This window comes from Variovorax sp. J2L1-78, assembly GCF_030317205.1.
GTDB lineage: Bacteria > Pseudomonadota > Gammaproteobacteria > Burkholderiales > Burkholderiaceae_C > Variovorax > Variovorax arabinosiphilus.
This window is the reverse complement of the sequence record NZ_JASZYB010000003.1, coordinates 807,537-833,049: the sequence shown is the minus strand read 5'-3', so window position 1 is coordinate 833,049 and position 25,513 is coordinate 807,537. Positions and strand designations below refer to the sequence as shown.

General features: G+C 69.2%; 18 protein-coding genes. 12 read left to right on the top strand and 6 right to left on the bottom strand.

Annotated features, from left to right (window positions below):
* The first annotated feature begins 4 nt into the window (after window positions 1–4).
* From gspN to QTH86_RS22300, 9 genes are all read left to right on the top strand, one after another.
* On the top strand, window positions 5–802 hold the full coding sequence (gene gspN / locus QTH86_RS22340) for a type II secretion system protein N (RefSeq protein WP_286648344.1): 798 nt from the start codon (window positions 5–7) through the stop codon (window positions 800–802).
* Between the two features lie 2 nt (window positions 803–804).
* Window positions 805–3,084: a type II secretion system secretin GspD gene (gene gspD, locus QTH86_RS22335; RefSeq protein ID WP_286648343.1), complete on the top strand. Its 2,280-nt coding sequence runs from the start codon at window positions 805–807 to the stop codon at window positions 3,082–3,084.
* Window positions 3,085–3,106: 22 nt separating this feature from the next.
* The gene (gspE, locus tag QTH86_RS22330) at window positions 3,107–4,525 is read left to right on the top strand and encodes a type II secretion system ATPase GspE (protein WP_286648342.1); all 1,419 of its coding nucleotides are present in this window, start codon (window positions 3,107–3,109) and stop codon (window positions 4,523–4,525) included.
* A 1-nt stretch (window position 4,526) separates the two neighbouring features.
* On the top strand, window positions 4,527–5,759 hold the full coding sequence (gene gspF / locus QTH86_RS22325) for a type II secretion system inner membrane protein GspF (protein ID WP_286648341.1): 1,233 nt from the start codon (window positions 4,527–4,529) through the stop codon (window positions 5,757–5,759).
* 10 nt (window positions 5,760–5,769) lie between these two features.
* Entirely contained in the window at window positions 5,770–6,666 is an 897-nt protein-coding gene (locus tag QTH86_RS22320; RefSeq protein ID WP_286648340.1) for a 5'-nucleotidase, read from the top strand.
* A gap of 159 nt (window positions 6,667–6,825) precedes the next feature.
* Window positions 6,826–8,913 (top strand): LamG-like jellyroll fold domain-containing protein, encoded by a 2,088-nt coding sequence (locus QTH86_RS22315; RefSeq protein ID WP_286648339.1) that lies wholly within the window; start codon window positions 6,826–6,828, stop codon window positions 8,911–8,913.
* Between the two features lie 29 nt (window positions 8,914–8,942).
* Complete coding sequence (locus QTH86_RS22310; protein ID WP_286648338.1) at window positions 8,943–9,125, top strand: hypothetical protein; 183 nt, start codon at window positions 8,943–8,945, stop codon at window positions 9,123–9,125.
* A 20-nt stretch (window positions 9,126–9,145) separates the two neighbouring features.
* On the top strand, window positions 9,146–11,392 hold the full coding sequence (locus QTH86_RS22305; protein WP_286648337.1) for a phosphocholine-specific phospholipase C: 2,247 nt from the start codon (window positions 9,146–9,148) through the stop codon (window positions 11,390–11,392).
* A 93-nt stretch (window positions 11,393–11,485) separates the two neighbouring features.
* Window positions 11,486–13,252 carry an ABC transporter ATP-binding protein/permease gene (locus QTH86_RS22300; RefSeq protein WP_286648336.1) on the top strand — a complete coding sequence of 589 codons (1,767 nt, stop codon included), beginning with the start codon at window positions 11,486–11,488 and terminating at the stop codon, window positions 13,250–13,252.
* Here QTH86_RS22300 and queC read toward each other — a convergent pair.
* The 3 genes from queC to QTH86_RS22285 form a co-directional block, all read right to left on the bottom strand.
* On the bottom strand, window positions 13,231–13,932 hold the full coding sequence (gene queC, locus QTH86_RS22295; RefSeq protein ID WP_286648335.1) for a 7-cyano-7-deazaguanine synthase QueC: 702 nt from the start codon (window positions 13,930–13,932) through the stop codon (window positions 13,231–13,233). The two genes, QTH86_RS22300 and queC, sit on opposite strands and share 22 nt — an antisense overlap.
* 86 nt (window positions 13,933–14,018) lie before the next feature.
* Window positions 14,019–14,486, bottom strand: coding sequence for a cyanophycin metabolism-associated DUF1854 family protein (locus tag QTH86_RS22290; RefSeq protein WP_286648334.1), 468 nt, complete (start codon window positions 14,484–14,486; stop codon window positions 14,019–14,021).
* On the bottom strand, window positions 14,486–16,756 hold the full coding sequence (locus QTH86_RS22285) for a cyanophycin metabolism-associated ABC transporter (protein ID WP_286648333.1): 2,271 nt from the start codon (window positions 16,754–16,756) through the stop codon (window positions 14,486–14,488). The genes QTH86_RS22290 and QTH86_RS22285 overlap by 1 nt, the downstream gene beginning before the upstream one ends.
* 127 nt (window positions 16,757–16,883) lie before the next feature.
* On the opposite strand from QTH86_RS22285, the gene QTH86_RS22280 reads away from it, so the two are divergent.
* From QTH86_RS22280 to QTH86_RS22270, 3 genes are all read left to right on the top strand, one after another.
* Window positions 16,884–19,136, top strand: a complete 2,253-nt coding sequence (locus QTH86_RS22280; protein WP_444814041.1) for a cyanophycin synthetase — start codon at window positions 16,884–16,886, stop codon at window positions 19,134–19,136.
* Between the two features lie 40 nt (window positions 19,137–19,176).
* A complete protein-coding gene (cphA, locus tag QTH86_RS22275) occupies window positions 19,177–21,744 on the top strand; it encodes a cyanophycin synthetase (protein WP_286648331.1) in 2,568 nt (855 codons plus the stop codon).
* A gap of 186 nt (window positions 21,745–21,930) precedes the next feature.
* Window positions 21,931–22,317, top strand: a complete 387-nt coding sequence (locus tag QTH86_RS22270) for a hypothetical protein (protein WP_286648330.1) — start codon at window positions 21,931–21,933, stop codon at window positions 22,315–22,317.
* 27 nt (window positions 22,318–22,344) lie between these two features.
* Here QTH86_RS22270 and QTH86_RS22265 read toward each other — a convergent pair whose 3' ends face one another.
* The 3 genes from QTH86_RS22265 to glmS all read right to left on the bottom strand — a co-directional run bounded on the left by QTH86_RS22265 (window position 22,345) and on the right by glmS (window position 25,510).
* A complete protein-coding gene (locus QTH86_RS22265; RefSeq protein WP_286648329.1) occupies window positions 22,345–22,545 on the bottom strand; it encodes a hypothetical protein in 201 nt (66 codons plus the stop codon).
* Between the two features lie 112 nt (window positions 22,546–22,657).
* Complete coding sequence (locus tag QTH86_RS22260; RefSeq protein WP_286648328.1) at window positions 22,658–23,569, bottom strand: hypothetical protein; 912 nt, start codon at window positions 23,567–23,569, stop codon at window positions 22,658–22,660.
* A gap of 60 nt (window positions 23,570–23,629) precedes the next feature.
* Complete coding sequence (gene glmS, locus QTH86_RS22255) at window positions 23,630–25,510, bottom strand: glutamine--fructose-6-phosphate transaminase (isomerizing) (RefSeq protein WP_286648327.1); 1,881 nt, start codon at window positions 25,508–25,510, stop codon at window positions 23,630–23,632.
* Window positions 25,511–25,513 lie beyond the last annotated feature (3 nt).

The following is a 25,513-nucleotide window of genomic DNA, read 5'->3' as shown; positions in this document are numbered from 1 at the left end:
CCCGATGGCCACCGCTTCCGCGCCCCCATCCCCCGGCTCACACGGCTGGCGCTGGGCCTTGCTGGGCGGGCTGATCGGCGCCGCGATCGCGCTGACGGTCTATGCCCCCGCCCGCTGGCTGGCCGCGCTGCTGGCCAGCGCGACGGGCGACCGGCTGCAACTTGTCAACGCACGCGGCACGGTCTGGAACGGCACGGCCGGCGTGGTGTTCTCCAGCGGGGCGAGCGGGGCCGAGGCGATCTCGCTGCCCAGCACGCTGGACTGGACCCTGCGCCCCCGCTGGGGCGCGCTCGACGCGACGCTGCGCCTGCCCTGCTGCGCGCCGCAACCGCTTCGCCTGCTGGCCCGTCCCGGCGCCGGTGGCGCCCAGCTCGACTGGCGCGACGGCACCTCCCGCTGGCCGGCTGCACTGCTCAGCGGCTTCGGCGCACCATGGAACACGCTCAAGCCCGAAGGCACGCTCGACCTGGCCACGCAGGGCCTGGTCATGGAATTCAAGGGCGACCAGCTCGGCGTGGCCGGCCGCGCCACGCTCGACGCGACCGATATCTCGTCGAGTCTCTCCACGTTGCGGCCGATGGGCAGCTACCGCATCACCGTCGACGGCGGCCCGACGCCGACACTTCTGCTCACCACGCGCGAAGGCAGCCTGCAGCTCAACGGCAGCGGCCGCTGGAACGGCCGCGCCATGCGCTTCGACGGCGAGGCCAGCGCGGCCCCGGGCCGCGAAGACGCACTGTCGAACTTGTTGAACATCATCGGGCGGCGCCAGGGTGCGCGCTCGCTCATCACACTGGGTTGACCATGAAGCCATTCCCCTCCTTCGGCACGCGCCTCGGCCTCGTCGCATTAGCGGCGCAGCTGCTGCTGACGACCGGCATCCCGCCCGCCTTCGCGCAGGACGGCGCACCGCGCCGCGGCGAACCGATCACCCTCAACTTCAGCAATGCCGAGATCGAATCGGTGGCGCGCACGATGGCGGTGATCACCGGCCGCGACGTGGTGGTCGACCCACGCGTCAAGGGCACGATCAACCTGCAGACCGACCGGGCCATCGCGCCGGCCGCGGCCTTCAACCAGTTCGCCGCCGCACTGCGCCTGCAGGGCTTCGCGGTGGTGCAGGCCGACGGCCTCTACAAGGTGGTGCCCGAAGCCGATGCCAAGCTGCAGAGCAGCGCCGTGACCACCTCGATCGGTGCCGCGGCCAACCTGAGCGGCAACCAGATCGTCACGCAGGTCTTCAAGCTCAACTACGAAGCCGCCAACAACCTGCTGCCGGTGCTGCGCCCGCTGATCGCGCCGAACAACACCATCAACGTGAACCCCGGCAACAACTCGCTGGTGATCACCGATTACGCCGAGAACATGCGCCGGCTGGCGCGCATCATCGCCGCGCTCGACGTGCCGAACGCGTCCGACATCGAAGTCATTCCGCTGAAGTACTCGATCGCCACCGACATGGTGCCGCTCGTCACGCGCCTGGTCGAAGGCGGCAGCGGCACCGGGGCCGGGGCCGCTGCGCCCGGCACGGCCGATGCCACCTTCCGCACCACGCTGCTGGCCGACCCGCGCAGCAATTCGCTGATCCTGCGTGCGGCCAATCCGGCGCGCGCGCAGCTGGTGCGCACGCTGGTCGCCAAGCTCGACCGGGCGCCGGAACAGGGCGGCAACGGCGAGGCAGGCAACATCTACGTCGTCTACCTGAAGAACGCCGATGCGGTGAAGCTGGCGGTCACCTTGCGTGCAGCCATGTCGAGCGATGCGCGCGGCGGTGCAGGGGCGAGCACAGGCGGAGCCAACGCCTTCGCCAGCACCGGGGCCGGCCAGCAACAGCAGCAACCCACCAACCTCAGCCAGAATCAACAGGGTCTGAGCGGCGGGCTCAGCAGCGCCGCCTCCGCGCCGCTGAACAACGCTAACCAGCCGTCCACCGGCGGCCAGATCCAGGCCGACCCGACGACCAATTCGTTGATCATCACCGCCTCGGAACCGCAGTACCGCCAACTGCGCGCGGTGATCGACCGGCTCGACGGCCGGCGGGCGCAGGTGATGGTCGAAAGCCTGATCATCGAGGTCAATGCCAACAAGGCCGCCGAGTTCGGCGTCCAGTGGCAGACCGCCATCGGTGCCACCGGCGCGGTCGGCAACAACTCGAGCCTGGCCGGCACCAACATCTTCAACCTGAGTTCGGCCACCTCGGGCACCGGCGCGGCGCAGCAGCCGTCCAGCGGCTTCAACATCGGCCTGGGCACCACGATCGCAGGCGGCAACGTGCTGGGCCTGGTGGCGAGAGCGCTGCAGAGCAACGGCGAAGGCAACGTGCTGTCGACGCCCAACCTGCTCACGCTGGACAACGAGGAAGCGAAGATCGTCATCGGCCAGAACGTGCCCTTCGTCACCGGCCAATACGCCAGCACCAACGGCAACAGCTCGACCGTCAACCCGTTCACCACCGTCGAGCGCAAGGACGTCGGCCTGACGCTGCGCGTGAAGCCGCAGATCAACGAGAACGGCACGATCAAGATGCAGATCTTCCAGGAGGTCTCGAGCGTCGACGCCGCCACGCGCACCGACGCCAACGGCCCGACCACCAACAAGCGCAGCTTCGAGCAGAACGTGCTGGTGGAGAGTGGCAGCATCGTGATGCTCGGCGGCCTGTTGCAGGACGACTATTCGGGCGGCACCGAGAAGGTGCCCTTGCTGGGCGACATCCCGCTGCTCGGCAACCTGTTCAAAAGCGAAATCCGCAGCCGCAAGAAGACGAACCTGATGGTGTTCCTGCGGCCTGTGGTGATGCGCGACGGCCAGAGCGCCAGCGCCTTCGCGCTCGACCGCTACGACGCGATCCGCACGATGCAGCAGACCTTGCAGCCCGAGAACAACGTGGTCATGCGGGCGGTGCCCGAATCGGCCATCCTGCCGCCGCTGCCGATGGTCACCGACGACGGTGGCGACCGCCGCATCGAAGGCACGCGCCTGATTCCGCCGCCCCTGGCACCGGCCAGTTCGCAGTTGGGCAGCAGTCCGCTCCGGGGCGCGCTGCCGCCCACGGCCGACCCCACGAGCCGCCGCGAACTGCCCTGACAACGCCGGACATCTAAGAGCGATGCGCTACCCCCTGCCCTACGCCTTTGCGCGTGCCCAGCAACTGCTTCTGGAAGAAGCCGACGACGGCAGCTGCACGCTGTGGATGCCCAAGACCCCGCCGCGCAGCGCGCTCAGCGAGGTGGCACGGCGCTTCACCATCAAGGCCTTCGAGCCGCTGCCGGCCGACCAGTTGGCCCAACGCATCAGCGCGGCCTATGCCAAGGGGGAGTCGAACGCGGCGACGGTGGTGAGCGAGGTGCAGGGCGAGGCCGACCTGTCGCGCATGATGCAGGAGCTGCCGGCGGTCGAAGACTTGTTGGAGAGCGCCGGCGACGCCCCCATCATCCGCATGCTCAACGCGCTGCTGACGCAGGCCGCGCGCGACGGCGCCAGCGACATCCACATCGAGCCCTACGAGCGCACGTCGTCGGTGCGCTTTCGCATCGACGGCACGCTGCGCGAGGTGGTGCAACCCAACCGCGCGCTGCATGCCGCGCTGATCTCGCGGCTGAAGATCATGGCCGACCTCGACATCGCCGAGAAGCGCCTGCCGCAGGATGGCCGCATCTCGCTGCGCATCGGCACCCGCGCGGTCGACGTGCGCGTGTCGACGCTGCCCAGCGCGCACGGCGAACGCGCGGTGCTGCGCCTCTTGGACAAGAATGAAAGCAAGCTCACCCTCGAGTCGGTGGGCATGCTGGGCGACACGCTCGAACGCTTCGAGACGCTGATCTCGCAACCGCACGGCATCATCCTGGTGACCGGCCCGACCGGTTCGGGCAAGACCACCACGCTGTACTCGGCGCTGGCCCGGCTCGATGCCAGCCGCAGCAACATCATGACCGTCGAGGACCCGATCGAGTACGAACTCGCGGGCGTCGGCCAGACCCAGGTCAACGCCAAGATCGATCTGACCTTCGCCAAGGCCCTGCGCGCCATCCTGCGGCAGGACCCGGACGTGATCATGATCGGCGAAATCCGCGACTTCGAGACCGCGCAGATCGCCATCCAGGCCTCGCTCACGGGCCACCTCGTGTTGGCCACGCTGCACACCAACGACTCGGTCAGCGCGGTCACACGGCTGACCGACATGGGGGTCGAGCCCTTCCTGTTGAGTTCGTCGCTGCTGGGCGTGCTCGCACAACGGCTGGTACGACGGCTCTGCCCGGTCTGCGCTGCGCGTACCGACGGCGGCGAGTTCGCACCGGTGGGCTGCGAGGCCTGCGGCCACACCGGCTACCAGGGCCGCACCGGCATCTTCGAGCTGCTGGTGGCCGACGATGCGGTGCAGTCGCTCATCCACAGCCGTGCCCCCGAAAGCCAGATCTTCGTGGCCGCAGAACGCGGCGGCCTGCGCTCGATGCGCGAGGACGGCGAGCGGCTGGTCCAGGCGGGCGTCACCTCGCGTGCCGAGCTGCTGCGCGTGACCCGAGACTGACGTGCCCGCCTATTCCTTCGAAGCCATCGACGCGCAGGGCAACCCGCGCAAGGGCGTGCTCGAGGCCGACACCGCACGCAACGCGCGCGGCATGCTGCGCGCGCAGAAGCTCATTCCACTCGCGGTCACGGTGGTCGGCAACGCCGCCGCGCAGCGCAAGGAAAGCGGCGGCTGGCGCCGCCTCTTCGGCGGCGGACGCGTCTTCAGCACCACCGAACTGGCGGTGTGGACGCGGCAGATCGCCGGGCTCGTGTCGTCGGGCCTGCCGCTGGAGCGTGCACTCACGGCACTCACCGACGAGGCCGAGCGCGAGAACCAGCGCAACCTGGTCGCGTCGCTGCGCGCCGAGGTCAACGCCGGCTCGCCCTTCGCGCGCGCGCTGTCGCAGCACCCGCGCGAGTTCTCACCGATCTACACCGCCGTGATCGGCGCCGGCGAACACAGCGGCAACCTCGGCCTGGTGCTCGAGCGCCTGGCCGACGACCTCGAACAGCGCCAGGCGTTGCAGCAGAAGCTGGTCGGCGCGGCGCTGTACCCGGCCATCGTCACGCTGGTGGCGATCGTCATCGTGATCTTCCTGGTGAGCTACGTGGTGCCGCAGGTGGCCAACGTATTCGCCGGCACCAAGCGCGCCCTGCCCTTCCTCACCGTCGCGATGCTGGCCATCAGCGACTTCGTGCGCAACTACGGCTGGGCGATGCTCGTCGTCATCGCCGTTGGCGTGGTCGCGATGCGCACCGCGCTCGCGCGGCCCGCGTTCCGCGAGAAATTCGACGCCGCCTGGCTCAACCTGCCGCTGGTCGGCAAACTGGCGCGCGGCTACAACGCGGCACGCTTTGCCAGCACCCTGGCGATGCTGGCGACCGCCGGCGTACCCATCCTGCGTGCGTTGCAGGCCGCCGCCGAAACACTCGGCAACCGCGCCATGCGTGCCGACGCCCTCGATGCGCTGGTGCTGGTGCGCGAAGGCGCGCCGCTGGCCTCGGCCCTGGCGCAGAAGAAGCGCTTCCCCGGCATTGTCTCGATGTTCGCGCGCCTGGGCGAACAGACCGGCACGCTGCCGCTGATGCTGCAGCGCGCCGCCACACAACTGGGCGCCGAAGTGCAGCGCCGCGCGATGCATCTGGCCACCATCCTCGAGCCGCTGCTGATCGTCGGCATGGGCGGCGTGGTGATGCTGATCGTGCTGGCGGTACTGATGCCGATCATCCAGCTCAACCAGTTCGTCAAGTAAGCAGCGAACCATGGCGGTCACCCTCGACGACAAGCTGGTGGTGGCGATCTCCTCGCGGGCGTTGTTCAACCTCGAGGAAGAGAACCGCCTCTTCGAGTCCGGCGACCCCGACGGCTACATGCGGCTGCAGTACGAGCGGCTCGACGTTCCGGCGCAACCCGGCATCGCGTATTCGCTGGTGCAGAAGCTGCTGCGCTTCAACGATGACGGCGTGCAGCGCGTCGAGGTCGTCATCCTCTCGCGCAACGATCCGGTGTCGGGCATGCGCATCTTTCGTTCGAGCACCGCCGCCGGCATCAAGCTGCAGCGCGGCGTGTTCACGCAAGGCCGCGCGCCCTTCGGGTACCTCCGGCCGCTGCGTGCGCATCTCTTTCTTTCGGCCAACGCCGAGGACGTACGGGAAGCGCTGCACGCCGGCTTCCCTGCCGCGCGCGTGCTGGTCGAATCGGTCAAGGCCAGCGATGCCTTTCCGAACGAGGTCCGCATCGCTTTCGACGGCGACGCCGTGCTCTTCAGCGACGAGGCCGAGCGCGTGTTCCAGGCCGAAGGGCTCGACGCCTTCCAATTGCACGAGTCGCGCAAGGCTGAACTGCCGCTGCCCGAAGGGCCCTTCAAGCCACTGCTTGCGGCGTTGCATCGGTTGCAGATGGCGGGCAACGCATCGATGCGCATCCGCACCGCGCTGGTCACCGCACGCAGCGCACCGGCGCACGAACGCGCCATCCGTACGCTGATGAACTGGAACGTGCGGGTCGACGAGGCGATGTTCCTCGGCGGCCTGCCCAAGGGTGAATTCCTGCGCGAGTTCGAGCCCGACTTCTTCTTCGACGACCAGACCGGCCACGTCGATGCGGCCGCGCGCCACGTGCCTGCGGGCCACGTGTCGAGCGGCATCAGCAACCCCTGACGCATCGCTGCCGGCACCGACGGCGCGCCCTTGTGTCACGGCCGTGCAACGCGGCCGTCATCCGCGCTACACCACCGCGTCACGCGTGACCCCTAGCCTTCGCAGTCCCCACGCGCGCATCCTCATGCGGTGCCGCGAGACGACAACAACAGGCTTGAGATGCGCGCCAAGTTCGCCCCACTTTCCCCCTCGTCCTTCCCCACTTCACGTCGGTACCGCACCCTCCTCGCCAGCACACTGACCGCACTGGCGTTGACCGCCTGCGGTGGCGGCGGCAGCGACACCGTCGCCACACCCCCGCCTTCCGGTACCACCCCCGCACCGGACACCGCTCCGATCGAAGGCAGCAGCGGCACCAAGGCGCTGGTGATCCAGATCGACGGCCTCACGCATGCAGCGCTGCGCGAGGCCATCGCCGCCGGACGCGCCCCCGGCTTGGCCGGCCTGACGATCGCGCCGGCATGGACCGGCGGCCGCAACGGCACGCTGAGCGAGCAGCGCACCACGGCCGGACCAGGCTGGGCCAGCCTGCTCACCGGCACCTGGGCCAATCGCCACGGGGTGCGCTGGGACACGGCCGATCAACGCATCGACGCATCCGCGCCGACCCTCTTCGCCCTGGCCCACGCCCGCAATCCGTCGGCCAAGGCCTCGGCCGTGACCAGCGCTTCGCTCTACCCGGCGCTGCTCGCGGCCGATGTGCAGAGCGGCGCGCTCGCCAACGCCGTCGACTGCGCCGGCGACGATGCCTGCGTGACGCAGCGAGCCACACGCGCCATGCTTGCCGGGGACGCATTGGTGCTCGCGCAGTACAGCGCTCCCGCCGCCGCAGCGGCTCGCGCGGGACTGCGTACCGGGGACTACGTCAAGGCCGTTACCGCCACCGCAGCGGCGGTCGACACGCTGCTCGCCACCATCGCACGGCGTCGCGCCAACGACCCCCGCGACGATTGGCTGGTCATCGTCACGACCGGCTACGGCCTCGACGACTTCGGCAGCGCCACCGGACTGCAGCTCGCGGCCAACAAGACGGTCTTCATCGCGAGCAACAAGCCGCTCGCGGCACTGCCGGCTGTCGGCACCGCCGCGCCGGTCGACGACAGCCTCACGAGCCTCGCGGCCACCACCGACATCGCCCCGACGGTGCTGCGCCAGCTCGGCGTCGCGGCCGGTCAGGACTACGACGGCATCGCGCTGCAGGGGCCCGCGGCGCTGCGCCAACTGACCGCCGTCACGGGTGCCGACAAGGGCAGCATCGTGCTGAGCTGGACGCTCGGCGGCGACGCGTCGGCACCGGTGCAGGTGCTGCGCGACGGCCGGCTGATCGCCACGCTGCCGGCCGGCACGACGGGCTACACCGACGCGATCGTGGCCGCGAGCGACGGCCTCTACAGCTACCGCTACACGATCGTCGCCGGCGACGCGCGGGCCTCGCTGAGCACGCAGATCGCCTACGTGAAGCCGGCGGCGCTGGCACCCACGCTGCTCAACGGGCTCGCGAACTATTACCCGCTCGATGCGCTGCCGGCACTCGATGCACAAGCCGCGTCGACACTCGCCCCGCGCGCTGCGGACGCCGACGGTGGCACGCTGGTGACCGATGACGGCTTCAAGGCACCCTTTGCCGCGAAGGCGCTGCGGGTCGACAGCCGCGTGAAGAATGCCAGTGGTACCGCCGGCTACCGCCTGCAGCAGACCAACGACATCGCCGCCGACCCGGCGGTTCCGGCCTTCACCATCGGCTTCTGGGTACGCACCGATGCCAGCTGCAGCCAGGGCGTGAGCAACGGCGCGACGGTGCTCGGCAACAAGAACTACGACTCGGGCAACAACGCCGGAATCATCGTCAGCCTGTGGGCCAGCTGCGAGATGCGATTCAACGCCGGCTCGGGCACCTCGCGGGCCGACAGCAACGGCTACAGCCTGAGTGCCGGTCAGTGGGCCTACGCCGCGATGGTGGTCGACAAGGCCGGCCTGAAGATGACCGGCTACCTGTTCGACCCGGTCAAGGGCACCCAGACCGGCAGCGCCACGCTGACCACGGCCATCACCGCCCGGCTCGGCGGTCTGGGCAGCGGCATCAGCCTCAACGAGGACGGCACTGGCCTGTACTACCAGCGCTGGAGCGCGTCGCCACGCGGCGCGATGGACTTCAACGACCTCGCGATCTGGAACCGTGCGCTCACCGCCGACGAACTCGCCAGCATCTTCAAGACCGCCAAGCCGCTGTCTTCCCTCTTTCCCTGAACCGGCGCTTGCCAATCCTCGACCCTGCCATGCCCCACGTCTCTCCTCTTCCCGTCCGCGTATCGCGCTGCCTCGTGCTCGCACTGCTGACCAGCACGCTCGCCGCCTGCGGCGGTGGCGACGGCGGCACGACCTCCCCCGCACCGACGACCCCGACCCAGCCGGCGACGCCCGACACCGGCGTCAAGCCCGAGATGCGCTGCGCGCCCTGACCCTGCCTTCCACAACAACCATGACCTCACGACGCAATTTCCTGCGCGGCAGCGCCTCGGCCGGTATCGCCGCCGCCACGCTCGCCGCCTTCCCACCAGCCATCCGCCGCGCGCTCGCCATTCCGGCGAACAACGAGACCGGCACGATCAACGACGTCAAGCACGTCGTGATCCTGATGCAGGAGAACCGGGCCTTCGACCACTATTTCGGCACGCTGGACGGCGTGCGCGGCTTCGGCGATCGCTTCACGATTCCCCTGCCCAAGGGCTTGAACGTCTGGCAGCAGAGCGACGCCAGCGGCAAGCCGATCCTGCCCTTCCACCTCGACGGGACGAAGGGCAACGCGCAGCGCGCCAACGGCACGCCGCACGACTGGCCCGACAGCCAGAACGCCTGGGACGGCGGGCGCATGTACCAGTGGCCGCGCTACAAGAACCCGATCTCGATGGGCTACTTCAAGGACGCCGAGATTCCCTTCCAGTTCGCGCTGGCCAATGCCTTCACGCTGTGCGACGCCTACCACTGCGCGATGCACACCGGCACCGACGCCAACCGATCCTTTCACATCACCGGCACCAACGGCGCGATGCCGACCGGCACGGCCTTCGTCAGCAACGAATGGGACTGGATCGATGGCCAGTCGGCGACCGCCAACCGGGGCTACACGTGGAAGACCTATGCCGAGCGCCTGGAAGAAGCCGGCGTGAGCTGGATCAGCTATCAGAACATGCCCGACGAATGGGGCGACAACATGCTCGGCGCCTTCCGGACGTTCCGCCAGGCCAACATTGCCTCGGGCTTCCCGGTGTCGAGCGGCGGTTCCCCCAACAGCGCCTATGCGAACACCGGCCAGGCCTTGCCCTACAAGGCTTACGACCCGGCGACGGACAACGCGGCGAACCCGCTGTACAAGGGCATCGCCAACACCTTGCCGGGGACGCAGCCCGACCAGTACCTGGACGCCTTCAAGCGCGACATCCGCGAGGGCAGGCTGCCGGCCGTGTCATGGCTCAACGCCCCTTCGATCTACTGCGAGCATCCCGGCCCTTCGACGCCGGTGCAGGGCGCCTGGTTCCTGCAGGAAGTGCTCGATGCCTTGACCGCCGTGCCGGAGGTCTGGAGCAAGACCGTGCTGCTCGTGAACTTCGACGAGAACGACGGCTACTTCGACCACGTGCCCTCGCCTTCCGCACCCTCCCCGGACGGCACCGGCGGCTACGCAGGCAAGACCACGATGCCGGCCACGGACCTGTCGGCCGAGTACTTCAACCATCCGGCGCCGATCGGCAGCACCGGGCAGCCAATTCCCGACGGCCGGGTGTACGGCCCCGGTCCGCGCGTGCCGATGTTCGTCATCTCGCCCTGGAGCCGCGGCGGCTGGGTCAACTCGCAGGTGTTCGACCACACGTCGGTACTGCGCTTCCTCGAGACCCGGTTCGGCGTGCGGGAGCCGAACATCAGCCCTTACCGCCGCGCGGTCTGCGGCGACCTCACCAGCGCCTTCAACTTCGCGACGCCCAACAGCGAGCAGTTGCCGGTGCTGACCGGCCGCAAGAGCAAGGCCGAGGCCGACGCGCTGCGCACGCAGCAAGCGGCGCTCGCGCAGCTCGCACCGCCTGCGACGCAACTGCTGCCGCGCCAGGCCACGGGCACGCGGCCGTCGCGCGCCCTGCCCTATGAGCTGCACGTGAGCGCCCGCAGCGACACCGTGGCCGGCACGATGCGCCTGCTGTTCGCCAACACCGGCAAGGCGGCCGCCGTGTTCCACGTCTACGACCAGCTGCACCTGGACCGCCTGCCGCGCCGCTTCATGGTGGAACCGGGCAAGACCCTCGACGACAGCTGGGCCGCGATGGCCGACGACGCCGGCCGCTACGACCTGTGGGTGCTCGGCCCGAATGGTTTCCACCGCAGCTTCAAGGGCGACCTGAACACGCTGCGTGCCGCCGGTGCGGCATCGCCCGAGGTGCGCGTCTGCTACGACATCGCCAACGGCAACGTCTACCTCACGATGATGAACGCGGGCCAGAAGCCGGCGACCTTCTTGGTGCGGGCCAAGGCCTACCGCAACGACGGCCCATGGACCGTCACGGTGCCCGCGGGTGCGTCGATCGACCAGCATTGGGACCTGGCCGACAGCGGCCAGTGGTACGACTTCGTCGTGAGCTGTGACAGCGACACGAGCTACCAGCGCCGCTTCGCCGGCCGTGTCGAGACCGGCAAACACACGGTCAGCGACCCGGCGCTCGGATTGGGCGATCTCTGAGCGACGGCTTAAGCCTTCCCTAAGCGCAGCCGCGGGGCGCGACGCTAGGATGTGCGCATCGCGCCCCAAGGCGCCCACGATGACTGCACACCGATGTCCGACCCCGCGCGCTCCGCTTCCTTCTTCGACACCCTGCGCCGCATCGGAAAGCTCGCCGCACCCTACTTCCGCTCCGAGGAGAAGTGGAAGGCGCGCGTCATGCTCGCGGTCATCGTCGTGTTGAACCTCCTCGCGGTCTACATGCTGGTGCTCAACAACCAGTGGTTCGGCCGCTTCTACGACGCGCTGCAGAACAAGGACCAGGCAGTCTTCTGGCGCGAGATCGGTGTGTTCTGCTGGATCGCCGCCGGCTTCATCGTCATCGCGATCCTCAAGTTCTATCTCACGCAGTTGCTGCAGATGCGCTGGCGTGCGTGGATGACGCGCAACTACCTCGGCCGCTGGATGGCCGACCACACCTTCTACCGGCTGGAACTCGCGCGCTATGCGACCGGTGGCGATGCGCCGACGCCGGACAACCCCGACCAGCGCATCCAGGAGGACATGCAGATGTTCACCGATTACACGATGACGCTGTCGATGGGGCTGCTCAACGCGGTGGTCACGTTGGTGAGCTTCGTTGGCATCCTCTGGGTCGAAAGCGGCACGGCCAGCTTCACTCTGGGTGGCCACGCGTTCACAGTGCCGGGTTCGATGGTGTGGGTCGCCCTGATCTACTGCGCAGTCGGCACCACCATCACGCACCTGATCGGCCGGCCGCTGATCGGGCTCAACTTCCAGCAACAGCGCTACGAGGCCGACTTCCGGCACCACCTGGTGCGGGTGCGCGAATACAGCGAGGCGATCGCGCTGGACCGCGGCGAGAAGGTCGAGCACGGGCAGCTCGACCTGCGCTTCGGGGCGGTGCTGAAGAACTACCTGCAGCTGATCAAGGCACAGAAGAACCTGGTGGCCTTCACCGCGTCGTTCGGCCAGGCGTCGGTGATCTTCGCCTTCATCGTGCAGGCGCCGCGTTTCTTCAGCGGCGCCATCCAGCTGGGCCAGCTGATGCAAGTGAACTCGGCCTTCGGCCGCGTGCAGGATTCGCTCAGCTGGTTCGTCGACAACTACGACCGCGTGGCCGTCTGGCGCGCCACATCCGACCGACTGACCACCTTCGACGCGGCGATGCGCGCCCATGCCGATGCGTCGCCGGCGCTGTCGCGCGAGATCGGTGCGACGGACGGCCTGCGCGCGACCGAGCTCGACGTCGCCCTGCCCGACGGCACGCTGCTGATGCAGCACACGGCACTCGCGCTCGACCCCGGCGACACCGTGTTGCTGCAGGGCCCGTCGGGCAGCGGCAAGTCGACGCTGTTCCGCACCTTCGCCGGTATCTGGCCCTTTGCGCGCGGAAAGGTCGCGCTCCCCGAGGAGGCGATGTTCATTCCCCAGCGCCCCTATGTGCCGGACGGGCGCCTGCGCGATGCGCTGGCGTATCCGCGACCGGCCGCAGAGTACGACGATGCGCAGTTGAAGGCCGCCCTCGACGACGCGCTGTTGCCGGCACTGGCCGATCGGCTCGACGACACCGACACCTGGAGCCAGAAACTCTCGGGCGGCGAGCAACAGCGACTGGCGATCGCGCGCGTGCTGCTGCGCAAGCCGCGCTGGCTGTTCGCCGACGAAGCGACCAGCGCGCTCGACACCGCCGCCGAGGAAACGCTCTACCGTCGGCTCTCGGCCGACGTGAAGGCCGCGGGCGGCGCCATGGTGTCGATCGCGCACCGCGCCTCGGTGGGCGCCTTTCACGACAAGCGCTGGACGCTGGTGCCGTCGACCGAGGGCGCCGCGGCGCGCTACACCGTCACGTCGACGTAGCGCGCCCAGCCCGCGGCGCGCAGCTCGCACGCCGGGCACGCGCCGCAGCCGTAGCCCCAGGCGTGCCGCTGCGTGCGGTCGCCCTGGTAGCAGGTATGGGTCTCTTCGACGATGAGCTCGACGAGTGCGTCACCACCCAGCCGGTGCGCCATCGCCCAGGTCTGTGCCTTGTCGATCCACATCAGCGGCGTCTCGATGACCAGGCGGCGGTCGAGGCCGAGCGAGAGCGCCAGCTGCATCGCCTTCATCGTGTCGTCGCGGCAATCGGGGTAGCCGGAGTAGTCGGTTTCGCAGACGCCGGTGACGATCACCTGCAGCCCGCGCCGGTACGCGAGCGCGCCGGCCAGCGTGAGGAAGAGCAGGTTGCGCCCCGGCACGAAGGTGTTGGGCAGGCCGTCGGCCTGCATGGCGAAGGCGACCTCGTCGGTGAGGGACGAGCCGCCGATCTGCGAGAGCGAATCGACGCTCAACAGGTGGTCGTCGCCCAGCCGCGGCGCCCATGCGGGAAAGCGCTCGCGCAGCTGCGCGCGCACGGTGTGCCGCACGTCCATCTCGATGCGGTGGCGCTGGCCGTACTCGAAGCCCAGCGTCTCGACGCGCTCGTAGCGGCTGAGCGCGTCAGCCAGGCAGGTGGTCGAGTCCTGCCCGCCGGAGAAGAGGACGAGGGCGGTGGTGTGCATGGGCGTGTTCCTTGAAGCAGACGCCCGAGTTTCGCAGCCAGGGCCTGCTAACGCTATTTCCGGAGTTGCGAAGGCATGCCCAGGCCCTAGAGGAAGCGTTCCAGCAGCTTGCGGGATGGGCGGTCGAGCGCCTTCACGTCGGGGATGCGGAACTGAACCCCGTGCGCGCTCGCGATGAGCAGCGCGCCCCCCTCCAGCCGCCGGATGTCCTCTTCCGCCTTGAGCACGAAGCTCGTCTCGCCGCGGTCGGTGCTCACCTGCCAGGTGCTGGGCACGCCGAAGCTCGACACCTTGTGCAGCTTCAAGAGCACCGGCGCGAAATCGCGTGCGGCGAGCTCGGCATCGAGCAACGCGCGCGTCGCCGCGGGGAGCGCATCGATGCGGTCGACCCACACGCACTCGCGCCCGTCGGCGCCGACCAGCGACAGCCCTTCGCCCGGCGCGCTCAGCGGAAAGGCGCGCACCGGCAGGATGCCTTCGTGTCGCTGGCCCTGCGCATCGATCAGCACCAGGCGCCCGAAGGCGTCGCGTTCAAGTTGGAAGTCGATCGGCATCACGCGTCTCCTGCGGGATGCGCCGCATGGTTGCTCAGGGCGACCGCGACGCCGGTGCGCTCGGCCACCGCGCCATCGCTGGCTTCTTCATCGGCCTGTCGCAGCTGCGCCTGGTAGAGCCGCCAGTACGCACCTTCCTTCGCCATCAGCGCGTCGTGCGGGCCGACCTCGACGATCTCGCCGCGGTCCATCACCACCAGCCGATCGGCCTTGCGCAGCGTCGACAGGCGGTGCGCGATCGCAATGGTGGTACGGCCCTTCACGAGGTTGTCGAGCGCCTTCTGGATCTCCTTCTCGGTCTCGGTGTCGACCGCGGACGTGGCCTCGTCGAGGATCAGAATGCGCGGATCGATCAGCAGCGCACGCGCGATGCTGATGCGCTGGCGCTCGCCGCCCGACAGCCCCTGGCCGCGCTCGCCGACCAGCGAGTCGTAGCCATGCGCGAGCCGCAGGATGAAGTCGTGCGCATGCGCCGCGCGCGCGGCCGCGACGATCTCCTCGCGCGTGGCGTCCGGCTTGCCGTAGGCGATGTTCTGCGCGATGGTGCCGAAGAAAAGAAAAGGCTCCTGCAGCACCAGCCCGACGTGGCGCCGGTAGTCGGCCACCGCGAAGCGGCGGATGTCGGTGCCGTCGACCAGGATCGCCCCGTCGGTCACGTCGTAGAAGCGGCAGATGAGGTTGACCAGCGTGCTCTTGCCGGAGCCGCTGTGACCGACCAGGCCGATCATCTCGCCCGGCTCGATCGCGAGATCGAGGTCGCGGATGACGGCGCGCGAGCCGTAGCGGAAGCCCACGTCCTTCATCTCGATGCGGCCCGTCACGCGCTCGACCTTCACCGGGTTCGCAGGTTCGGGTACGTTGCTCACATGGTCGAGGATGTCGAAGATGCGCTTGGCGCCCGCCGCGGCCTTCTGCGTGACCGAGACGATGCGGCTCATCGAATCGAGCCGCGTGTAGAAGCGCCCGATGTAGGCGATGAAGGCGGTGAGCACGCCGACCGTGATGCTGCCGCGCGCCACCTGCCAGATGCCGAAGCCCCAGACCACCAGCAGACCAATTTCGGTGAGCAGCGACACGCTGGGCGTGAAGAGCGACCAGGTCTTGTTGAGCTTGTCGTTGACCTGCAGGTTGTAGGCGTTGGCGGCGTGGAAGCGGTCGGCCTCGCGCTTCTCCTGCGCGAAGGCCTTGACCACGCGGATGCCGGGGATGGTGTCGGCCAGCACGTTGGTGACCTCGCTCCACACACGGTCGATCTTCTCGAAGCCGGTGCGCAACCGGTCGCGCACCACGTGGATCATCCAGGCGATGAAGGGCAACGGCACCAGCGTGACGACCGCCAGCAGCGGGTTGATCGACACCAGGATGACGGCGGTCATCACGATCATCAGCACGTCGGTGAGGAAGTCGAGCGCATGCAGCGACAGGAAGACGTTGATGCGGTCGGTCTCGGAGCCGATGCGCGACATCAGATCGCCGGTGCGCTTGCCGCCGAAGTAGTCGAGCGGCAGCGTCAGCAGGTGCTCGTAGGTGGTGGTGCGCAGGTCGGCACCGATGCGCTCGGACACCAGCGCCAGCAGGTAGGTGCGCGCCCAGCCCAGGCCCCAGCCGGCGAGCGCCGCGGCCAGCAAGGCAGAGAGGAACAGCACGACCTTGCCGACCGGAATCTGCTGGCCGTTCTGGAACGGGATCAGGATGTCGTCCATCAGCGGGATCGTCAGGTACGGCGGCACCAGCGTGGCGGCGGTCGAGGCGAGCGTGAGCAGGAAGCCTGCGAGGAGTTGCTTGCGGTAGGGCCGGGCGAAGCGGCCAAGCCGCAGCAGCACCCAGGTCGAGGGCGGCGTCTGCAGTTCGGGTTCGGTCGCCAGGTCGTCGGGATCGGCGGAGACGCCGGTCTCGACAGCGCCGACCGCCTGCTGTTCGAAGCGCTTGAGCAGGCGTAGCGCAGCGGGTTGCTGTGCCAGGGTGTAACGCCAGCGCGCCAGCGCGCCGGCTGTGCCGAGCAGGTCGAGCGTGCCCACGCCGGCATGGTCGGCGAGCTGCAACTGCAACGCTGGGGCGAGCGCCCACTCACGCCATTCCCCATCCGGGCCGCGGCCGAGCAGGCGGCGGTCGGTCAAGGCCAGCAGGCCGTCCGCAAACCGAAGTTCACCGTCGAGGTCAACCGCCAGCGTCGCCAGAACGTTCTCGGCGGCTGTAAGCCGGCTTTTCAGCGCGTCTGGAGCCGTCCCCGCTTCGCCCTCCGGGGTGCCGACTGGATCGTGATGTTGCATTGTGTTTCTGTGTCTCTGACCCGTCGCGGGCCCCGTCAAGGCGCCCGCCGGGCGCCGATTCTGATCCATCGCCATGGGCGCGCCTGAAGGCGCCCGCGTGCTCGACCCCAGCACCACGAACGTTTCCATGACCCGTTTCGACGACATCCGCCTGCTGCGCACGCGCTATCTGCGCGGCCCCAACCTCTGGACCTACCGGCCGGTGCTCGAAGTCTGGCTCGACCTCGGCGCGCTGGAGGATTTCCCGTCGAACCTCATCCCCGGCTTCACCGACCGCCTGACCGCGCTGCTGCCGGCGCTGATCGAGCACCACTGCGGTGTCGGCGAGCGCGGCGGCTTCATCCAGCGGCTGAACGAAGGCACCTGGGCCGGCCACGTGCTGGAGCACGTCGTGATCGAACTGCTCAACCTGGCGGGCATGCCGACCGGCTTCGGGCAAACCCGCAGCACCTCCAAGCACGCGGTCTATCGCATGGTGTTCCGCGCCCGCGACGAACAGGTGGCGCGCGCCGCGCTGGCCGAGGGCCACCGCCTGCTGATGGCCGCCATCAACGACACGCCCTTCGACGCCGCCGACGTGCAGCGCGCGGTCGATGCCGTCAAGGCCAAGGTCGAGGACTGCTACCTCGGCCCGAGCACCGCCTGCATCGTCGGCGCCGCCGCCGACCGCGGCATTCCGCACATGCGCCTGAACAGCGGCAACCTGGTGCAACTGGGCTACGGTGCCGCGCAGCAGCGCATTTGGACGGCCGAGACCGACCACACCAGCGCCATCGGCGAATCGATCGCCAGCGACAAGGAGCTGACCAAGTCGCTGCTGCAGAGCTGCGGCGTGCCGGTGCCCGAAGGCCAGGTGGTCGAGAGCGCCGAAGAAGCCTGGGACGCTGCCGAGGACATCGGCCTGCCGGTGGTCGTGAAGCCGTCGGACGCCAACCACGGCCGCGGCGTGTCGCTCGAGCTGACGACGCGCGACGAGGTGATGGCCGCCTTCGCGGTGGCCGAGCCCGAGGGCAGCGACGTGATGGTCGAGCGCTTCGTGCGCGGGCATGAACACCGCCTGCTGGTGGTCGGCGGCCAGGTGGTCGCGGCCGCGCGCGGGGACGTGATCACCGTGACCGGCGACGGCAGCGCGGACGTGGCGGCGCTGATCGACAGCCAGCTCAACAGCGATCCGCGGCGTGGCGCCGAAGAAGAATTCCCGCTCGACGTGATCGACCTCGCAACCGACGCCAAGCTGCAGCTGGAGCTCAAGCGCCAGGGCCTCACCGGCGCATCGGTGCCGGCCAAGGGCCAGGTGGTGACCATCCAGCGCAACGGCAACCTGAGCGTCGATTGCACTGACCAGGTCCACCCCGAAGTGGCGCACGCGGCCGTGCTCGCGGCCCGCATCGTCGGCCTCGACATCGCCGGCATCGACCTGGTGGCGCAGGACATCTCGCGGCCGCTAGCGGCCCAACGCGGCGCCATCGTCGAAGTCAATGCCGGCCCGGGCCTGCTGATGCACCTGAAGCCGGCGGTGGGTTCGCCGCGCCCGGTGGGGCGCGCCATCTGCGACCACCTGTTCCCGCTGGCCGACGACGACGGCCCGGCCGGCCGCATCCCGGTCGTGGGGGTGGCCGGTTCGCGCGATACCGCCGTGCTGGCACGCCTGGTCGCGTGGCTGACCGGCCTGGGCGGGCGCCACACCGGCCTGGCCTGCGGTGACGGCCTGTTCCTCGAACGCCGCCGCGTCGACGCGCGCCCCAGTGCCACCTGGGAAGCCGGCCACCGGCTGCTGGTCAACCGCGCGGTCGAGGCGGTGGTCATCGAGAACGGCGCCGCGTCGATCCTGCGCGACGGGCTGGCCTACGACCGCTGCCAGGTCGGCATCGTGACCGATCTCGACGGCTTCGAAACGCTCGCCGAGTTCGACATCACCGAGAGCGACCAGATGGTGAAGGTGCTGCGCACGCAGGTCGATGTGGTGCTGTCCGAGGGCACCGCGGTGCTGAACGCCACCGACCCGCGCGTGGCCGGCCTGGCGCCGCTGTGCGACGGTGCGGTCATCCTCTATGCCTCGGACGTCGGCGCCCCCGCGCTCATCGCCCACCAGGCCGCTGGCGGCAAGGCCGTGCTGGTGCGCCAGGACCGCGTGGTGCTGGCCAACGGCAGCAGCGAATCCTTCCTGCCGGGCCTCGGCCGGCTCACCGTGTGGCGCGCCACGCACATCGGCGTGAGCCTCGACGTGCTGCTGGCTGCCGTGGCCGCCGGCTGGGCACTGGGCATTCCGCTGAACCTGATCGGCGCCGGTGCGGAAGCGTTCGAGTCGGACTTGCAGGCGGCGCTCGCGTCGCTGCAGCTGTCGCAGAGCGTGCCCTCGCCCGCCCCCCAATTCGCCTGATGATTCGACGGCCCACGATGGCCGCAGAGGTTTCACCGCCATGGAAGTCACCCGCATCCGCGCCCTGCGCGGGCCCAATCTCTGGAGCCGCCACACCGCCATCGAGGTGGTCGTCGCATGCCAGGGCCACGAGAACGCCATCGAGCAGCTGCCCGGCTTCGAGGCGCGCCTGCGGGCGCTGTTCCCGACCATCGGCGAACTGCACCCGATGGTGCTCGGCCAGCCGCTGTCGCTGGCACACGTGCTGGAGAACGCCGCGCTGGCGCTGCAGTCGCAGAGCGGCTGCAGCGTGATCTTCGGGCGCACCACGCGCACGCTGGAAGATGGCGTCTACCAGGTCGTGGTGCAGTACTGCGAAGAGGCGGTGGGCCGCCGCGCGGTCGCCCTGGCCACCGAACTGATCGGCGCCGCGTTGAACGATGGCGCCTTCGACGCACAGGCGGCCCTCACGGAACTGCGCGACCTGGATGAGTCCGAGCGCCTCGGCCCGAGCACCGGCTCGATCGTCGATGCGGCCGTGGCGCGCGGCATTCCTTACCGCCGCCTCACGCGCGGCAGCCTGGTGCAGTTCGGCTGGGGCTCCCGCCAGCGCCGCATCCAGGCGGCCGAGGTCGACAGCACCAGCGGTGTGGCCGAAGCCATCGCGCAGGACAAGGAACTCACCAAGCAGTTGCTCAACGCCGCCGGCGTGCCGGTGCCGCTGGGCCGGCCGGTGCGCGACGTCGACGACGCCTGGGCGGCCGCGATGGAGATCGGCCTGCCCGTCGTGGTGAAGCCGCAGGACGGCAATCAGGGCAAGGGCGTGACGGTCAACATCGTGACGCGCGAGCAGCTCGACGCCGCCTTCGATTCGGCGGCCGCGTACGGCGAAGTCATGGTCGAGAAATTCCTGCCGGGCTTCGACTACCGCCTGCTGGTGGTGGGCGACCGGCTGGTGGCCGCGGCCCGCCGCGACCCGCCGCAGGTGATCGGCGACGGCACGCACACCGTGCGCCAACTGGTCGACACGGTCAACCTCGACCCACGCCGCGGCGAAGGGCATGCCACCTCGCTCACCAAGATCCGCCTGGACGACATCGCGGTCGGTCGACTCGAGGCTCAGGGCCTCACGCCCGACAGCGTGCCCGCGCGCGGCCAGCGCGTGGTGCTGCGCAACAACGCCAACCTGTCGACCGGCGGCACGGCCACCGACGTGACCGACACGGTGCACCCCGAGGTCGCGGCACGCGCCGTCGACGCGGCGCAGATGGTCGGCCTGCACATCTGCGGCGTCGACATGGTCTGCGAGAACGTGCTGCGCCCGCTCGAAGAGCAGCACGGCGGCGTGGTCGAGGTCAACGCCGCTCCCGGCCTGCGCATGCACATCTCGCCCTCCTTCGGCCGCGGCCGTGCGGTCGGCGAGGCAGTGATGGACACGCTGTATGCGCACGGCGACGACGGCCGCATCCCGGTCGTGGCGGTCACGGGCACGAACGGCAAGACCACCACGGCGCGCCTGATCAATCACATCCTCGCTTCCAGCGGCCTGCGCACCGGCATGACCAACACCGATGGCGTGTGGGTCGACGGCCGCCAGACGGACAGCGGCGACTGCAGCGGCCCCAAGAGCGCGCGCAACGTGCTGCTGCATCCCGAAGTGGATGCGGCGGTGTTCGAGGTGGCGCGCGGCGGCGTGCTGCGCGAGGGCCTGGGCTTCGACCGCTGCCAGGTGGCGGTGGTCACCAACATCGGCAGCGGCGACCACCTCGGGCTGAACTACATCACCACGGTCGAAGACCTGGCGGTGCTCAAGCGCGTGATCGTGCGCAACGTGGCCGACCACGGCTACGCGGTGCTCAACGCCGCCGACCCGAACGTCGCGGCGATGGCCGCCAGCTGCCCGGGCCACGTGATCTTTTTCACCGCCGACCGCCAGCACCCCGTGATGGCCACGCACCGCGCACAGGGCAAGCGCACCGTCTATATCGACCGCGACGCGCTGATCGCCGCAGAGGGCTCGTGGCGCGAGCGCGTGCCGCTGCGCGACGTGCCGATCACCCGCAACGGCACGCTGCCCTTCCAGGTCGAGAACGTGATGGCGGCCACCGCCGCAGCCTGGGCCGTGGGGCTGGACTGGGACACCATCCGCAGCGGGCTCTCCAGCTTCAAGAACGATGCGGCCGGTGTGCCGGGCCGCTTCAACATGATGGAGTACCGCGGCGCGACCGTGATCGCCGACTACGGCCACAACACCGACGCCATGAAGGCGTTGGTGGCGGCCGTCGACACGCTGCCGGCGCAGAAGCGCTCGGTGGTGATCAGCGGCGCGGGCGACCGGCGCGACTGCGACATCCGCGACCAGACCGCCATCCTCGGCGAAGCCTTCGACGACGTGATCCTCTACCAGGACGCCGCCCAGCGCGGCCGCGCCGACGGCGAGGTGATGGCGCTGCTGCGCCAGGGCCTGCAGGGTGCCCGACGCACGCGGCACATCGAAGAGATCCGGGGTGAGTTCATTGCCATCGACCGCGCGCTGGAACGCCTGCAGCCGGGCGACCTGTCGCTCATCCTGGTCGACCAGGTCGAGGAAGCGCTCGCGCACTTGGCGCAACGCATCGCGGCCGGCTGAACGTCGGAACCGTGCCGGACTGCCCGACCTGTTCGGACGCATGCAAGACCTGTCCCACACCGATTGACGCTCTGCGCGCGCCGAGCTCGCCCTGGTGTCCCGCAGCCGGTCGCGGCCGCTCCTTCAACACTGTGATTTTTCGTGCCGCTGGTCGGCACGGCCATCACGAGTTACAGGAGCCTTTCCATGATCCGTTCGATTCGAACCCTCGGTCTCATCGCGTGTGCCGCAGGTGCACTGATCAGCACGCCGGCCGCCTTCGCGCAGGGCACATCAGGCGGCGCGCAGACGCCAACCCTTATGCCCTGCGACGGCGTCCTGCAGGATCGGGCGGCCTGCCAGCGCGAGGCAGGTGCTGCCAAGCAGGAGGCGCAGCGCAACGGCCTGACCAGCGCGTCGCCCAGCGCCTACGACCAGAATGCGCTGGCACGCTGCGAGCTGCAGCCGATGGCCGACCGCGCCGCCTGCGAGGCTCGAGTCAAGGGGACGGGGATGTCATCGACGGAAGGCAGCGTGCTTGGCGGGGGTGTGATCCGCGAGACCGTCACACCGATTCCGGCGCCGGCGCGCTGAAGCGCGCTGCGCGGACACTTCCGCAAGTCAGTGAGGGCGCCCGCCGAGCACCGCCTTGGCGATGGTGAGCAGCGCGGTCGTCATGGCGCGCGCGCGCGGCGCGAGCATCTGTGCTGCGAGGTGCTCGGCGTTCTGCGTGGATTTCAACTGTTCTCGAGCGCGGCCTCCGGTGGCCACGAAATCCAGCAGCGCGGCGAATTCAGAAGTGTCGGGATCGGGAGAAGACATGAGCGGCATCGTAGGGCGCAATGGACGGGAAAAAACATCCGCCAATCGGCCTAGGGGCTCTGCGCCTTGCAGTTTGTCACGGATTGTGATTTGAAGCTGTAACGCCGCGGCGTCAAGCCTCGAAGCCCGGTGCGTTCGTCACTTCTGTGGGTTTGTAAATCTTGTGGGTGGGCGATGCCGTGAGGGCATCCGACACCACCAGCATGCGCCACAGGGCCTCGCGCGTGGAACCTGCGCGCTCATCCTCAGACAGACTGATCTTCGTCACGGCACTCGACGTGCCCTTGACCGCCACCTTGAGCAGCGTCGCACCCTTCTTGTCGAGCACGTCGAGGTCGTAGCCCAGGCCCTGGCCGGTCACCTGTTCGGTCTTGTAGCCGTAGCCGTTGAAGTGCCTCGTCACGTAGAGCAGCGCCGCCGCGTGGACCTCGTCCGGCGATGCCGTTCCCGACATCGAGGTTGCCGCATCGCCGTCGTTCGGCATGCTGCCCCGTGCCCGGGCGGCCAGCAGCTCGGCATCGGTCGGCATCCAGCCGCGCGGGCCGCGGACCAGCACCGCGAACTGACGGTCGGGTTCCCACGCGGCCACATGCCATTCGTCGTCGTCCCGAACGCGGGTCGACACCTTGGAATTCTTGCTGCTTTCGACCTCGGCGATCGCGATGCGGTTGGTCTGCAGCAAGGCGCGAAAGCCCCGCCCCGCATCGAAGGTCTTCTTGAGCAGTTCGAGCCGGTCCTTCGCGCGCTGCGTCTGGTTGGCATTGCGCGCACCGCCGCCGGCGCGGTGCTGCGTGTCCAGCGACTCGAGCATGAACCAGCGTCCGCCGGCGCCCATGCTGATGTACTCGGCCCAGATCGTCGCGATGACGATGTCGCCCGTGGCCAGCCAGGCATATTCGAACGGTTTATCGCGCGCGTCGAACACGCCCATCTTCGCGACGATGTCGACCGGCGACAGCCGAGGCCCCGACAGACGCTTCTCATCGATGATCTTGAGGACCTGGGGGTCGACTTCCTTTTCCATTCCGTGGGCTGCCTGCTGGTGCGTTGAGGGCCCGGCAGTATGCCGCAGCCCGGCGCCTTCTCACTCGACGGTGACGCTCTTGGCCAGATTGCGCGGCTTGTCGACGTCGGTCCCGCGTGCGCAGGCCGTGTGGTAGGCCAGCAATTGCAGCGGCACGACGTGCAGCAGCGGCGACAGCGCGCCGTAGTGTTCGGGCATGCGGATGACGTGGATGCCTTCGCTGTTCTCGATGTGGGTATCACCATCGGCCAGCACGTAGAGCACGCCGCCACGGGCGCGCACTTCCTGCAGGTTGCTCTTGAGCTTCTCAAGCAGTGCGTCGTTCGGCGCTACGGCCACGACCGGCATCTCGGCGGTCACCAGCGCCAGCGGCCCGTGCTTGAGCTCGCCGGCGGCGTAGGCCTCGGCGTGGATGTAGGTCACTTCCTTGAGCTTCAGCGCGCCTTCGAGGGCGATCGGGTAGTGCAGCCCGCGGCCCAGGAACAGCGCGTTCTCCTTGCGCGCGAAGTCCTCGGCCCAGCCGATGATCTGCGGCTCCAGCGCCAGCACCGACTGCAGCGCGACCGGCAGATGGCGCATCGCCTTCAGGTAACCGGCTTCGGCCTCGTCATCCAGGCGCCCCTTGGCCTGCGCGAGCGCCAGCGTCAGCAGGAACAGGCCGGCCAACTGTGTCGTGAAGGCCTTGGTCGACGCCACACCGATCTCCACGCCGCCGCGCGTGATGTAGGCCAGCTTGCATTCGCGCACCATCGCGCTGGTGGCGACGTTGCAGATGGTGAGCGTCTGTTCCATGCCGAGCGAGCGGGCGTGCTTCAAGGCGGCCAGCGTGTCGGCCGTCTCGCCCGACTGCGTGATCGTGACCACCAGCGTCTTCGGATCGGGCACTGAATCGCGGTAGCGGTATTCGCTGGCGATCTCGACCTGCGTCGGGATCTTCGCGATGCCTTCGAGCCAGTACTTGGCCGCGCAACCGCTGTAGTAGCTGGTGCCGCAGGCGAGGATCAGCACCTTGTCGATGGCCTGGAACACGCGGTGCGCGCTGGCGCCGGTGGCGCCGTCCTGGCCGACGCCGTCGAACAGCTCGGGCACGATGCCTTCCACGCCTTCGAGGGTGTCGGCGATGGCGCGCGGCTGCTCGAAGATCTCCTTCTGCATGTAGTGGCGGTACGGGCCGAGCTCGGCGGCGCCGCTGTGCGCCTGCACCGTGCGCACGGCGCGGCTCACCGGCTTGTGGGCGCGGTCGACGATCCAGTGCTTGCCCGGCTGCAGGTCGACCACGTCGCCCTCTTCCAGGTAGACGATCTGGTCGGTCACACCAGCCAGCGCCATCGCGTCGCTGGCCAGGAAGCGCTCGGTGCCGTCGGCGCCCAGGCCGACGATCAGCGGCGAGCCGGCGCGCGCGCCGACCACGCGGTGCGGCTCGTCGCGGCAGATCACGGCGATGGCATAGGCGCCATGCAGCTGCTGCACCGCCGCCTTCACCGCCTCGAACAGGTCGCCGTCGTAGTGGCTGTCGATCAGGTGGGCGATGACCTCGGTGTCGGTCTGGCTCGAGAACACGTAGCCACGTCCCTGCAGCGACCCACGCAGCGCCTCGTGGTTCTCGATGATGCCGTTGTGCACCAGCGCCACGCGCGGCGGCCGGGTGCTGTCCGGCCCTTCGCCGGGGCCGTAGCTGAAGTGCGGATGGGCGTTGTGCACCGCCGGCGCACCGTGCGTGGCCCAGCGCGTGTGGGCGATGCCGGTCAGGCCTTCGACCTGGTCGTCGCGGACCTGCGTGAGTAGATCGGCAACGCGCGAGGTCGTGCGCGTGCGGGTAAGGCCGTTGGCGTGGACCGCCACGCCGCAGGAGTCGTAGCCGCGGTATTCCAGCCGCTGCAGGCCCTGCACGAGGATGGGAACGATGTTGCGATGGGAAGCTGCGCCGACGATGCCGCACATGGG

What these genes read in the sequence shown, in the direction of transcription:
- QTH86_RS22290 (WP_286648334.1), bottom strand. Translation starts at nt 14,486, where the DNA reads ATGCCGATCGACTTCCAACTTGAACGCGACGCCTTCGGGCGCCTGGTG.
- cphA (WP_286648331.1), top strand. Translation starts at nt 19,177, where the DNA reads ATGGAAGTCACCCGCATCCGCGCCCTGCGCGGGCCCAATCTCTGGAGC.
- glmS (WP_286648327.1), bottom strand. Translation starts at nt 25,510, where the DNA reads ATGTGCGGCATCGTCGGCGCAGCTTCCCATCGCAACATCGTTCCCATC.
- QTH86_RS22300 (WP_286648336.1), top strand. Translation starts at nt 11,486, where the DNA reads ATGTCCGACCCCGCGCGCTCCGCTTCCTTCTTCGACACCCTGCGCCGC.
- QTH86_RS22280 (WP_444814041.1), top strand. Translation starts at nt 16,884, where the DNA reads ATGACCCGTTTCGACGACATCCGCCTGCTGCGCACGCGCTATCTGCGC.
- QTH86_RS22315 (WP_286648339.1), top strand. Translation starts at nt 6,826, where the DNA reads ATGCGCGCCAAGTTCGCCCCACTTTCCCCCTCGTCCTTCCCCACTTCA.
- queC (WP_286648335.1), bottom strand. Translation starts at nt 13,932, where the DNA reads ATGCACACCACCGCCCTCGTCCTCTTCTCCGGCGGGCAGGACTCGACC.
- QTH86_RS22285 (WP_286648333.1), bottom strand. Translation starts at nt 16,756, where the DNA reads ATGCAACATCACGATCCAGTCGGCACCCCGGAGGGCGAAGCGGGGACG.
- gspE (WP_286648342.1), top strand. Translation starts at nt 3,107, where the DNA reads ATGCGCTACCCCCTGCCCTACGCCTTTGCGCGTGCCCAGCAACTGCTT.
- gspD (WP_286648343.1), top strand. Translation starts at nt 805, where the DNA reads ATGAAGCCATTCCCCTCCTTCGGCACGCGCCTCGGCCTCGTCGCATTA.
- QTH86_RS22320 (WP_286648340.1), top strand. Translation starts at nt 5,770, where the DNA reads ATGGCGGTCACCCTCGACGACAAGCTGGTGGTGGCGATCTCCTCGCGG.
- QTH86_RS22265 (WP_286648329.1), bottom strand. Translation starts at nt 22,545, where the DNA reads ATGTCTTCTCCCGATCCCGACACTTCTGAATTCGCCGCGCTGCTGGAT.
- QTH86_RS22270 (WP_286648330.1), top strand. Translation starts at nt 21,931, where the DNA reads ATGATCCGTTCGATTCGAACCCTCGGTCTCATCGCGTGTGCCGCAGGT.
- QTH86_RS22260 (WP_286648328.1), bottom strand. Translation starts at nt 23,569, where the DNA reads ATGGAAAAGGAAGTCGACCCCCAGGTCCTCAAGATCATCGATGAGAAG.
- gspN (WP_286648344.1), top strand. Translation starts at nt 5, where the DNA reads ATGGCCACCGCTTCCGCGCCCCCATCCCCCGGCTCACACGGCTGGCGC.
- QTH86_RS22305 (WP_286648337.1), top strand. Translation starts at nt 9,146, where the DNA reads ATGACCTCACGACGCAATTTCCTGCGCGGCAGCGCCTCGGCCGGTATC.
- QTH86_RS22310 (WP_286648338.1), top strand. Translation starts at nt 8,943, where the DNA reads ATGCCCCACGTCTCTCCTCTTCCCGTCCGCGTATCGCGCTGCCTCGTG.